The 11906-nt window shown below is 61.2% G+C and carries 7 protein-coding genes and 2 pseudogenes; 8 read left to right on the top strand and 1 reads right to left on the bottom strand.

Translation table 11 applies throughout. The annotated features are described in order from the left end of the window. Positions 1-120: 120 nt before the first annotated feature. From AC1Q6I_RS30995 to AC1Q6I_RS30985, 3 genes and pseudogenes are all read left to right on the top strand, one after another. Positions 121-522 carry a YbaN family protein gene (locus AC1Q6I_RS30995; RefSeq protein WP_024077200.1) on the top strand — a complete coding sequence of 134 codons (402 nt, stop codon included), beginning with the start codon at positions 121-123 and terminating at the stop codon, positions 520-522. Positions 523-661: 139 nt separating this feature from the next. Further along, positions 662-1942, top strand: a pseudogene (locus AC1Q6I_RS30990) (methyl-accepting chemotaxis protein); the annotation flags it as partial. Positions 1943-2044: 102 nt separating this feature from the next. After that, a complete protein-coding gene (locus AC1Q6I_RS30985; protein WP_371858348.1) occupies positions 2045-2800 on the top strand; it encodes a methyl-accepting chemotaxis protein in 756 nt (251 codons plus the stop codon). 124 nt (positions 2801-2924) lie between these two features. Here AC1Q6I_RS30985 and AC1Q6I_RS30980 read toward each other — a convergent pair whose 3' ends face one another. Further along, positions 2925-3488: an NAD(P)H nitroreductase gene (locus AC1Q6I_RS30980; RefSeq protein ID WP_024077202.1), complete on the bottom strand. Its 564-nt coding sequence runs from the start codon at positions 3486-3488 to the stop codon at positions 2925-2927. Between the two features lie 140 nt (positions 3489-3628). Here AC1Q6I_RS30980 and AC1Q6I_RS30975 point away from each other — a divergent pair, with 140 nt between their 5' ends. From AC1Q6I_RS30975 to AC1Q6I_RS30955, 5 genes and pseudogenes are all read left to right on the top strand, one after another. Beyond that, complete coding sequence (locus tag AC1Q6I_RS30975; RefSeq protein ID WP_102625105.1) at positions 3629-5056, top strand: di-heme oxidoreductase family protein; 1428 nt, start codon at positions 3629-3631, stop codon at positions 5054-5056. 31 nt (positions 5057-5087) lie between these two features. Continuing rightward, positions 5088-6152 (top strand): imelysin family protein, encoded by a 1065-nt coding sequence (locus AC1Q6I_RS30970; protein WP_069076908.1) that lies wholly within the window; start codon positions 5088-5090, stop codon positions 6150-6152. Between the two features lie 2 nt (positions 6153-6154). Further along, positions 6155-7252, top strand: coding sequence for a DUF1513 domain-containing protein (locus AC1Q6I_RS30965; protein ID WP_102625107.1), 1098 nt, complete (start codon positions 6155-6157; stop codon positions 7250-7252). 192 nt (positions 7253-7444) lie between these two features. Then, positions 7445-8590 carry an efflux RND transporter periplasmic adaptor subunit gene (locus tag AC1Q6I_RS30960; RefSeq protein WP_102625104.1) on the top strand — a complete coding sequence of 382 codons (1146 nt, stop codon included), beginning with the start codon at positions 7445-7447 and terminating at the stop codon, positions 8588-8590. Further along, positions 8587-11604: pseudogene (locus AC1Q6I_RS30955) on the top strand (multidrug efflux RND transporter permease subunit); the annotation flags it as partial. The gene AC1Q6I_RS30960 and the pseudogene AC1Q6I_RS30955, both read left to right, overlap by 4 nt. Positions 11605-11906 lie beyond the last annotated feature (302 nt).

Here is an 11906-nt window from a genome sequence, read left to right as displayed (position 1 = left end):
TTGAACTGCGTGGTGTACTTGCTCATGAAAACGCCCCAGAAATTGGATGGGTGTCCAACTTCTGGGGCGCACTTCACAGTGCGGACTTCTTTGTAAACCTTCCCCCAGAAAAGCTTCACCATGACCGGCAAAACCCAATCCACCTCGAAAATCGCGCAGATTCTCTTCGGCCTGCTGGCCTACGTCAGCCTGGGCATCGGGCTGGTGGCGATTGTCGTGCCGGGTTTGCCCACCACCGAATTCATCCTCCTGGCCGCCTGGGCCGCGACCAAAAGCTCGCCACGCCTGAGTGCCTGGCTGGAAAACCACCGCCTGTTCGGACCGATCCTGTTCAACTGGCGCAACGGCAAGATCATCACGCGCCGGGCCAAGTTCAGCGCCACCGTCAGCATGCTGCTGTGCGCCGGGCTGATGCTGGTGATGCTGGATCACGGCTGGCCGGTCTACCTCGCAATCGCCGGGATGAGCCTGGGCAACCTGTGGATCTGGTCACGCCCCGAACGGCTCGCACAGCCCGTGTGACGCCGACTGTAGCCGTTTTCCTACCGCTTATCGCCTACCTCTCATGAATTGATTTGTTACGCCGATGTTTCAGACATAGCGCTGAATGGAATTGGCCTGAATTGCTTGCCCTCCAACACGTTCATTCGCGAGTAAGCCTATGTTCATCAGCCTCTCCATCCGCCTGAAAATCGTGCTGTTGTCCGGCCTTTGCCTGCTGGGGGTGATTGCGCTGGTCGTCAGTATCAATATCTACAACACCCACCAGAACGATCAGTTGGTCAGCGATTCAAGCTCACGAATGCTCACTGCCAGCGTGGAACAACTGCTGCAGGCCAAGGCCGGGGAGCAAGCGGTACAGTTGCAGAAGACCTTTGGCGATAGCCTGGTGGCCCTGACCGCCCTGGCCGACCAGATCAAAGACCTGCGCAACCTCGGGACCAAGCGCTCCCTGGAGGCCGGCGCCCTGCGTGAAGAACTCAACCAGAGCGTAAAAACCGCCTTCGAGCGCAACAACAAGGTGCTGGGTTTCTGGCTGTCGTTCGAACCCAACGGCCTGGATGGCAAGGACAGCGAATTCATCAATGACAAGGCCCGTGTGTCCAACGAAAAAGGCCGCTTCTCCAGCTACTGGAGCCGCGCCGGCGGCGAGGGCTTGAACACGATCATGGTCGAGGATGACCTGAACAAGACCACCCTCACCCTCAACGGTACGCCCTACAACATCTGGTACACCTGCCCACGGGACACCCGTAATACGTGCCTGCTGGACCCGTATGAAGATACGGTGGGCGGCAAACCCGTGCTGATGACCACCATCGCCCAGCCACTGATCGTGGACGGTAAAATGATCGGCGTGGTCGGTGTCGACATCGCCCTCAACACCCTGCAAGCCGCCACCGATGCCGCGCAGCACGACCTGTTCAACGGTGCGGCCCACCTGGAGATTCTCTCCAGCACCGGTCTGATTGCCGCCTACAGTGGCGAGCCGGCCAAGATCGGCAAGAACCTGATCGATACCCTTGGCGCCGAAGGCAAGGAAATCGTGCAACTGCTGGCCAGCGATAACCGCATGATCCGCGAACAGGACGGGACCATTCGCGCCGTGTACCCGGTCAAGCCGATTGCCGACGCCAAAGCCTGGGGCATCGTGATCAAGCTGCCCAAAAGCGTGATGCTGGCCGATAACGTCAAGCTGCAAGCGTTGCTCGACGACGCCCAGGCCAGCGGCACGCTCAAGGCCTTGCTGGTGGCGGCGGCTGCCGGTTTGCTGGGCCTGCTGCTGGTCTGGCTGACCGCCACCGGCGTGACCCGCCCGATCAACAGTGTGGCCGCCATGCTCAAGGACATCGCCAGCGGCGACGGTGACCTGACCCAGCGTCTGGCCTACGCCAAGAAAGATGAACTGGGCGAACTGGTGAACTGGTTCAACCGCTTCCTCGACAAGCTGCAACCGACCATCGCGCAAATCAAGCAAAGCATCACCGAAGCGCGCGGTACGGCTGACCAGTCCTCGGCCATTGCACGCCAGACCAGCGAAGGCATGCAGGTGCAATTCCGCGAAATCGACCAAGTGGCCACCGCCTCCAACGAAATGAGCGCCACCGCCCATGACGTCGCCAACAGCGCCTCGAATGCCGCCAGTGCCGCACGCGGGGCGGACCAGTCGGCGCGTGAAGGCATGTCGATCATCGAGCAAAGTACCCGCGACATCACCACCCTCGCTGAAGAAGTCAGCAAAGCCGTGAGCGAAGTCGAAGCCCTGGCCGTCAACAGCGAGCAGATCGGTTCCGTACTGGAAGTGATCCGCAGCATTGCCGAACAGACCAACCTGCTGGCCTTGAACGCCGCGATTGAAGCCGCACGTGCCGGGGAAAGCGGGCGAGGGTTTGCGGTGGTAGCCGATGAAGTGCGCAACCTGGCCAAACGCACCCAGGACTCGGTCGAGGAAATCCGCCTGGTGATCGAACGCATCCAGAGCGGCACCCGAGGAGTGGTGGCGACCATGCACTCCAGCCAGCACCAGGCCCAGAGCAACGCCGGGCAGATCCATCAGGCAGTGCAGGCCCTGGGCAAGATCAGCGACGCAGTGACGGTAATCAGCGACATGAACCTGCAAATCGCCAGCGCCGCCGAGCAGCAGAGCGCGGTGGCCGAAGAGGTCAATCGCAACGTCTCGGCGATCCGCAGCGTGACCGAGACCCTGACCGAACAGGCCACCGAGTCGGCGGCGGTCAGCAGCCAACTCAACGCATTGGCCAGCCAGCAGATGAAGTTGATGGATCAGTTCAGGGTTTAAAAAACACAACAGGACCCATGTGGGAGGGGGCTTGCCCCCGATGGCTGAGTGTCAGTCAACTTATCTATAAATGACACACCGCTATCGGGGGCAAGCCCCCTCCCACATTTGGATCACACTTGCCTTAAAGACCGGTCCAGGCGCTGACAAACTGCGTCAGGTCTTCTTTAGCTGCCGTACGCGGCGGATTCTGCGGTGTACCCAAATAGAGGAAGCCAATCACTTCCTCATCCGCCGTCAGCCCCAGGCCCTTGGCCACGTGGGCCGAGTACGACAACTCACCCGTGCGCCACACCGCACCAATCCCCTGGGCATAGGCCGCCAGCAGAATGCCGTGGGCTGCACAAGCCGCCGCCAGCAACTGCTCCGATTTCGGCACCTTGAAGTGTTCCTGCAGGCGAGCAATCACCACCACCACCAGCGGCGCGCGCAACGGGCCATTCTGGGCCTTGTCGATCAGCGCTTGCGGTGCGTCGGGGTCCTGCAGGCGCGCGGCTTCGGCCAGCAACGTGCCCATCTGCTCACGGGCGGCGCCTTCGACAGTCAGGAAACGCCAAGGGCGCAACTGGCCATGGTCGGGCGCACGCATGGCGGCGGCGAACAGCACATCGCGCTGCTCCTGGGTCGGTGCAGGCTCCAGCAAGCGCGGCACGGAAACACGGTTGAGCAAAGCGTCGAGAGCCTGCATTGGCCACCTCCAGAAAAAAATGTGCGGTCATTCTAACGGGAATGAATCGGGATGCCATCAAACGATAATTGCTCTTATTCAAACTGCCCCGCCCTGTTAGACTTTGCGACCTGATTTTCAGCCTTCGTCCGGGAAACTCGATGTTCCGTCCGCTATTCCGCCTGTCTGCCGCATTAATGGCCTTGAGCCTGACCGCGTGCGACGACGCCCCGCACTTCACCCAGGCCGAGCCCGGTGAAGCACGAGCCGGCGGCGCGACGACGGTGAACAAACGCGACCAGAACGCGTTCTCCCTGCCCTCGGCCAACCTGGCGCCGACCCGTCGCCTGGATTTCAGCGTCGGCAACAGTTTCTTCCGCAGCCCCTGGGTGATCGCGCCCTCCACCACCACCGCGCGCGATGGCCTGGGCCCGCTGTTCAATACCAACGCCTGCCAGAACTGCCATATCAAGGACGGCCGTGGCCACCCACCGTTGCCCGATGCACCGAATGCGGTGTCGATGCTGGTGCGCCTGTCGATCCCGGATACGCCGCCTTACGCCAAGGTGATCGAGCAGCTCGGCGTCGTGCCCGAGCCGGTCTACGGCGGGCAATTGCAGGATATGGCCGTGCCTGGGGTGGTGCCGGAAGGCAAGGTGCGGGTCGACTACACGCCGGTCAATGTGACGTTCAAGGACGGTACCGTGGTCGAGTTGCGCAAGCCGGACCTGCGCATCACCCAGCTCGGCTACGGGCCGATGCACCCCGATACGCGTGTTTCCGCGCGTATCGCCCCGCCGATGATCGGCCTGGGGTTGCTCGAAGCCATCCCTGATGCGGATATCCTGCGCAACACCGACCCGAAGACCGCCGCCAAAGGCGCCATCGTCGGCCGGGCCAATTGGGTCTGGGACGATGCCCAGCGCAAGACCGTCCTCGGGCGTTTCGGCTGGAAAGCCGGGCAACCCAATCTCAATCAACAAAATGTTCACGCATTTTCCGGTGATATGGGCCTCACGACCTCCCTGAGGCCCTTCGATGACTGCACCGACGCCCAAGTGGCTTGCAAACAGGCGCCCAACGGCAACGGCCCCGATGGCGAACCCGAAGTCAGCGACAATATCCTGCGCCTGGTGCTGTTCTACACCCGCAACCTTGCCGTGCCCGCACGCAGCGACGTCAATGCGCCGCAAGTCCTGGCCGGGAAAAACCTGTTTTACCAGGCCGGTTGCCAGGGCTGTCATGCTCCGGCCTTCACCACGGCGGCCAACGCCGCCGAACCTGAACTGGCCAACCAGGTGATCCGCCCCTACAGCGACCTGCTGTTGCACGACATGGGCGAAGGCCTGGCCGATCACCGTACCGAATTCAAGGCCAGCGGCCGCGACTGGCGCACCCCGCCGTTGTGGGGCATCGGCCTGACGCAAACCGTCAGTGGCCACACCCAGTTCTTGCATGACGGCCGCGCCCGCAACCTGCTGGAGGCCGTGCTCTGGCACGGCGGTGAAGCACAGGCGGCGCAGCAGCATGTGTTGTCCTTCAATGCCGAACAGCGCGCTGCGTTGCTGGCGTTCCTGAACTCTTTATAAGCGTCACCCCCATTACAGAAGGGAGCTCGACATGTTCCGTCCCAAGTTGTTGTTCACCAGCCTGGCCGCCCTCGCCCTCGGCGCCTGCTCGCCTCAAGACCCGCAAGCCGTGACCTCGGCGGCGATCGCCAAGCAAGTGATCCTGCCAACGTATAGCCGCTGGGTCGAAGCCGACCGTCAACTGGCCGTCAGCGCCCTGGCTTACTGCCAAGGCAAAGAAAGCCTGGATACCGCGCGCGCCGACTTCCTTCACGCGCAAAAGGCCTGGGCCGAGTTGCAACCGCTGCTGATCGGCCCACTGGCCGAGGGCAACCGTTCGTGGCAGGTGCAGTTCTGGCCAGACAAGAAAAACCTGGTGGGCCGCCAGGTCGAGCAACTGGTCAGCGCCCAGCCACAGATCGATGCGGCCACCCTGGCCAAGTCCAGCGTAGTGGTGCAGGGCCTGTCGGCCTATGAATACATCCTCTACGACGCCAAGACCGACCTCGCCGACGACGCGCAGAAAGCCCGTTACTGCCCGCTGCTGGTGGCGATTGGCGAGCGCCAGAAAGCCCTGGCCGAAGAGATCCTGGCCAGCTGGAACAGCACCGACGGCATGCTCGCGCAGATGAGCAAGTTTCCGAACCAGCGCTATGCCGACTCCCACGAAGCCATCGCCGACCTGTTGCGTGCGCAGGTTACCGCCCTGGACACCCTGAAGAAAAAACTTGGCACGCCGATGGGCCGCCAGACCAAGGGCATTGCGCAACCGTTCCAGGCCGATATGTGGCGCAGCCAATCCTCCCTGCAAAGCCTGGAAGCCAGCCTGGCCGCCGCCCAGACCGTATGGGTCGGGGTCGACAACAAGGGCCTGCGTGGCCTGTTGCCGTCAGCGCAGAAGCCATTGGCCGACAAGATCGACGCCGCCTATGCCGCCGCCCTGAAACTGTTCGCCAGCAACCAGCGCACGCTGAACGAACTGTTGGCCGATGACGCCGGCCGCCAGCAGCTTAACGATATCTATGACAGCCTCAATGTCGTCCACCGCCTGCACGAAGGCGAACTGGCCAAGGCGCTGGGCATCCAACTGGGCTTCAACGCCAACGACGGTGACTGATGATGCTCAGGCGACAAGCTTTGGCGATGGGTAGCCTGCTGCTCAGCGCAGTGACGTTGGGTGGCTGGACGTTGTTCAAGCAGAAGGACAAGGGCCCACTGCTGCTGTCGGCACGCGATGATGCAGACGGCAAGCACTACGCCGTGGGCTATCGCCTGGACGGCCAGCGGGTGTTTGCCACCCAGGTCGGCCAGCGCTGCCACGACATCATCAACCACCCGACGCTGCCGATAGCGCTGTTCGTCGCCCGTCGCCCGGGCACCGAGAGTTACCTGATCGACCTGCGCAACGGCGCGCTGCTGCAAACTGTCACCTCCCATGCCAATCGCCACTTCTATGGCCATGCGGTGATCCACAAGAGCGGCGACTGGTTGTACGCCACCGAGAACGACACGTCCGACCCCGGCCGTGGCCTGCTCGGCGTGTACAGGTTCGAAGGCGAGCGCCTGGTGCACAGCGGTGAGCTATCCACCCACGGTATCGGCCCGCACCAGGTGTCGTGGATGCCCGACGGCGAAACCCTGGTCGTCGCCAACGGCGGCATTCGCACCGAAGCCGAAAGCCGCGTGGAGATGAACCTCAATGCCATGGAACCGAGCCTGGTGCTGATGCAGCGCGACGGTACGCTGATCAGCAAGGAAACCCTCGGGCAGACGATGAACAGCGTGCGCCATATGGGCATCGCCGGTGATGGCACCGTCCTTACCGGGCAACAGTTCATGGGGCCGTCCCAGGAGCGTTCCGAGTTGCTGGCGATCAAGCGCCCAGGGCAACCGTTCGTGGCGTTTCCAGTGGCGGATGAGCAGTTGCAGGCAATGGGTCATTACACCGCCAGCGTCGCGGTGCACAGTGAGTTGCGCCTGGTGGCATTGACCGCCCCACGGGGCAACCGCTTCTTTATCTGGGACATCGACAGCGCTGAACTGCGCCTGGACGCTCCGTTGCCGGACTGCGCCGGTGTCGGGGCGGTGGCGGATGGGTTTGTCGTCACGTCAGGCCAAGGCCGTTGCCGCTTTTACGATTGCCGCCAGCAAGAGTTGCTAGCAAAACCGTTGGAGTTGCCGGCTGGGCTCTGGGATAACCATCTCCACCTGATCTGACGCCGCTCTCGGCAGAGTGCTCACATACCCGCTGGCGGCACTGCCTGGCGGGTATATTCCTACAAGAAGCAGAAAGGCTTCCTTCTTCTGATAGCTATATGCCCTTCATCCAAAGGGGATTTTTCGGCTTACCCGCCCCTACGGCCCTAATAACAATCGACGCCTTCGTCATTGTTACCCAAGGAGCCATCTATGCCTGGCCGCCGCATGTTCGCGATGCTTGGTGTCGTTCTCGTCGTGGTATCGATGCTAGCGGGCTACAAAGCGTTCTGGATCAACCAACAACTGGCACGTCTGAATGCCCCCAAGCCGCCCGCCAGCGTATCGGTGGCGCCGGTCGTCACGCAGCTCTGGCAGCGCCAACTGCCGGCGGCTGGCAGTCTCAAAGCGCTTAAGGGAATCGATCTGAGTATCGAAGTGCCTGGTGTCGTCACGCATGTGCATTTCGAGTCCGGACAAGCCGTTACAGCCGGGCAATCCTTGTTGCAATTGGAAAACCAGATGGAGACGGCCCAGCGGGACATCGCCCTGGCAAACCGTAGCCTGGCCCGACAGAATTTCGAGCGCGGCCAGATGCTGGTGGACAGTCAGGCGATCTCAAAAGGTGAGTTTGATCGGCTGTCCTCCGAGTTCAATCGACACAATGCGCTGGTCAAGCAGTACACCGCGGCGCTGGAAAAGAAACATATCACCGCCCCTTTCAGTGGCACCATCGGCATTCGCCAGGTCAATATCGGCGACTACCTGCAAAGCACGGCAGTGATCGCAAGCCTGCAAGACACCAGCAGCCTTTACGTCGACTTCCACGTACCCGAGCAAGCGGTCCAGTTCATTGAAGTCGGCCAATCAGTACAGGTTGAAGTTTCTGCGCGCCCCGGGCAGCACACCCTTGGCCTGGTCAGCGCCATCAACCCCATCGTCGATGACAGTACCCGGAATGTCAGGGTCCGGGCGACCCTGCCCAACCCGCACAACCGTTTACTGCCGGGCATGTTCGCCAGTTTGCAGGTGCAACTGGCACAGCCAACGCCGCAGGTCGTCGTTCCAGAGGAGTCAATCAGCTATAGCCCTGCTGGCCAGTATGTCTATGTTGTATCGCCACACGAAGCTGCCCCAGAAACCGCCGGTACGGTACTGACCGCCGAACAACGCCCGGTAGAGACCGGCGAGCGGCGCAATGGCCAGGTGATCATCACCAGGGGGCTGGCGCCCGGTGAGCAGGTGGTCACGGCGGGCCAACTCAAGCTCAAACATGGCGCCCCCGTCATCGTCAGCGCCGACAGGAACCTGTCGCCGCACGCGCCGCTCTTCTCTGGCGACAACGGTGCCGCACCATGAGATTTACCGATCTGTTTATTCGCCGCCCGGTACTCGCCATGGTGGTCAGCCTGTTGATCCTGTTGCTGGGGCTGCAGGGCTACCACCAATTACCCCTGCGCCAATACCCGCAAATGGAAAATGCCCAGATCACCGTGACGACCCTGTACCCGGGAGCCAACGCCGAAACTATTCAGAGCCTTGTCACGCAGCCACTTCAGAAAAGCCTGGCAGGCGCTGAAGGCATCGACTACATGAAGTCCACGAGCCGCCAGAATGTCTCGGTGATTACTCTGCACAGCCGTACCGGCGCCGACAGCGATCGCTTGTTTACCGAGTTGCTGGCCAAGATCAACGAAGTGCGCAACCAACTGCCCCGCGAGGCACAAGACCCGGTACTGAGCAAAGTCGCGACGGATACGACCGCCTTGATGTACCTGAGCTTCTCCAGCAATACGATGAGTAGCGCCCAAGTCGCCGACTACCTGCAACGGGTGGTACAACCCCGACTGTCGACGCTGCCCGGCATGGCAGACGCAGAAATCATCGGCAATCAAACCCGCGCCATGCGCCTGTGGCTGGACCCCATCAGGCTCGCCGGCTTCGGCTTGAGCGCCAGCGATGTGAGCCAGGCCGTCAATAGCTACAACGTGCAGTCGACAGCCGGTGAGGTCACGGGCGCCTATGTCGTCACCGGCGTCCATGCCAATACGCTGCTGCGCACGGCCGAGGATTTCGAGGCGATCACCTTGAAAAGTACGAATGACAGCCAGGTTCGCCTCGGTGACGTGGCACGGGTGGAGATCGGGGCGGAAAACTACAACAGTTTCAGTTCATTCAATGGCATGCCTGCCACCTATATCAGCATCAAGCCTGCACCGGACGCCAACCCTCTTGAGCTCGGCGAGCAGGTGCGTGAGTTCATTCTCGCGCTGCAATCACAGCTGCCGCCCGATCTGGCGGCCGATATTGCCTTTGACTCCACGCAGTTTATCCAAGCCTCCCTCGACGAAGTCGTGACCACGCTGCTGGAGGCCGTACTGATCGTGGTGATCGTGGTGTTCCTGTTCCTGGGCACACTGCGCTCGGTGATTATTCCCATCGTCACCATCCCCTTATCCTTGATCGGGGTGATGTTTTTCATGCAACTGATGGGCTATTCCATCAACGGCCTGACGCTGTTGGCCATGGTCTTGGCCATCGGGCTGGTGGTGGATGACGCCATTGTGGTGATGGAAAACATTCATCGGCACATTGAAAATGGCTGGTCCCCCTTCAAGGCCGCGATCATAGGGGCTCGGGAAGTATGCGCCCCGGTCATCGCCATGACGATTACGCTCGCGGCGGTCTATGCCCCCATCGGTTTTTTGCAGGGGCTGACGGGCTCGCTGTTCAAGGAGTTCGCCTTGACCCTGGCCGGGGCCGTGGTGATATCCGGCATCGTGGCACTGACCCTGTCACCGATGATGTGCGCACTGTTGCTACGCAAGGGGAAGCCTTCCCAAGGGTTCGCACTGACGCTGGATCGCATTTTCGAACGCCTGAAACAGCGTTATCTACGCCTCCTGCAAGAGGTGCTGAATGCACGCCCGGTCGTACTGGTGTTCGCTCTGATCGTTCTGCTCCTGATCCCGGCGATGCTCATGTTCACGCCTTCACAGCTGGCGCCGGATGAGGACAAAGGCGTTGTCTTTATGCTCACCCAAGCGCCGCAAGCCTCCAACCTCGCCTATTTGAACGCCCACACCAAGGACTTCACGTCGCTGTTCGAGACACTCGCCGAGTATCAGGGGTCGTTCCAGATCAACGGCCTGAACGGCGCGCAATCGGGCATCGGCGGCTTCCTGCTCAAACCCTGGGGGGAACGTGAGCGTACTTCGATGCAGATACTGGAACAGTTGCGCGAGAAACTGGACAGCATTCCCGGCCTTCAGGTACTTGCCTTCAACCTGCCCGCCCTACCGGGCACCGGTGAAGGCCTGCCCTTCGGTTTCGTGATCAGTACGCCCGGCGATCATCAGTCACTGCTTGATGTAGCGGAACGGGTCAAGCAACGCGCCATCGACTCAGGAAAATTCGCTTACGTCGACATCGACCTGGCCTTCGACCGGCCAGAAGTCGTGATCGACATTGACCGAAACAAGGCGTCACAGATGGGTGTTTCGATGCAAGACCTGGGGCTGACCTTGTCGACACTGCTGGCGGAGACAGAAATCAACCGATTCAGCATGGATGGCCGTCATTACAAAGTGATTGCCCAGGTCGAACAAGCGTTCCGAAACACGCCAGACTGGCTGAACCACTACTACGTCAAAAACGCCAAAGGACAGTTGCTGCCCCTGTCCACGCTGATCACGGTGTCCGAACAGAAAGCACGACCACGCCAGCTCAATCAGTTCCAACAAATGAACTCAGTACTGATCGCGGGTTTCCCGATTGTCAGCATGGGCGACGCCATCGACACCCTGCGCGACATTGCGCAAGAGGAAGCCCCACCCGGTTTTACCTTTGACTACAGCAACGCCACGCGTCAGTTCGTTCAGGAAGGTGGCGCGTTATGGGGCAGCTTTGGCCTGGCACTGGCAATCATCGGCCTGGTACTGGCCGCCCAGTTTGAGAGCTTTCGCGACCCACTGGTGATCCTGGTCAGCGTACCGCTGTCGGTCTGCGGGGCGTTGGTCGCCCTGTTCCTGGGATGGTCGAGCCTGAACATCTATACACAGATAGGCTTGGTCACGCTGATTGGCCTGATCAGCAAACATGGAATCCTGATCGTCGAATTCGCCAACCAGTTGCGCCGAGAGCAGGGGTTAACGATTCGCGAAGCTGTCGAACAAGCCGCCGCGACGCGTCTGCGTCCGATTCTGATGACCACCCTCGCCACCGTCCTGGGCGTCGTGCCGTTGATCCTGGCCAGCGGTGCCGGGGCGGTCAGCCGATTCGATATCGGCTTGGTGATTGCCACCGGCATGTCCGTGGGCACCCTGTTCACCTTATTTGTACTGCCCTGCATCTACACCCTGCTGGCAAAACCCGGAATGCTACCCGGCAGTATCTTGCCGCTGCCGGTGTATCCCTCACCCTTCGGAGGCTACGGCCGGCTTGAGATCCTTCCTCAAGCGCCGCCGCTACTCGGCCATGCGCTGCCGGCCCCCCTGCCAGGCCTGTCAACATTGCCAGCGCCCCCCCCTGGGAAAGACGGAGTAACGTTTCGATTCGTCGGCCCCAATCCGTCCAAGGAACCGGAAGGTGCCATGCCGCCGCAGGTTGATCGTAGGGAGTGTGGTGCGGCTGATCGCCCTGCCACGGGCGGATTACACGGCCTTTTCTATCTACC

Source organism: Pseudomonas sp. MPR-R2A5 (assembly GCF_058793055.1).
The sequence above is the reverse complement of the archived record's forward strand: the minus strand, read 5'-3'. Positions and strand labels throughout refer to the sequence as shown.

Bases quoted from the DNA above. Each gene is read 5' to 3' on its own strand.
- AC1Q6I_RS30995 (WP_024077200.1), top strand. From the start codon at position 121: ATGACCGGCAAAACCCAATCCACCTCGAAAATCGCGCAGATTCTCTTC.
- AC1Q6I_RS30985 (WP_371858348.1), top strand. From the start codon at position 2,045: ATGCAGGTGCAATTCCGCGAAATCGACCAAGTGGCCACCGCCTCCAAC.
- AC1Q6I_RS30980 (WP_024077202.1), bottom strand. From the start codon at position 3,488: ATGCAGGCTCTCGACGCTTTGCTCAACCGTGTTTCCGTGCCGCGCTTG.
- AC1Q6I_RS30975 (WP_102625105.1), top strand. From the start codon at position 3,629: ATGTTCCGTCCGCTATTCCGCCTGTCTGCCGCATTAATGGCCTTGAGC.
- AC1Q6I_RS30970 (WP_069076908.1), top strand. From the start codon at position 5,088: ATGTTCCGTCCCAAGTTGTTGTTCACCAGCCTGGCCGCCCTCGCCCTC.
- AC1Q6I_RS30965 (WP_102625107.1), top strand. From the start codon at position 6,155: ATGCTCAGGCGACAAGCTTTGGCGATGGGTAGCCTGCTGCTCAGCGCA.
- AC1Q6I_RS30960 (WP_102625104.1), top strand. From the start codon at position 7,445: ATGCCTGGCCGCCGCATGTTCGCGATGCTTGGTGTCGTTCTCGTCGTG.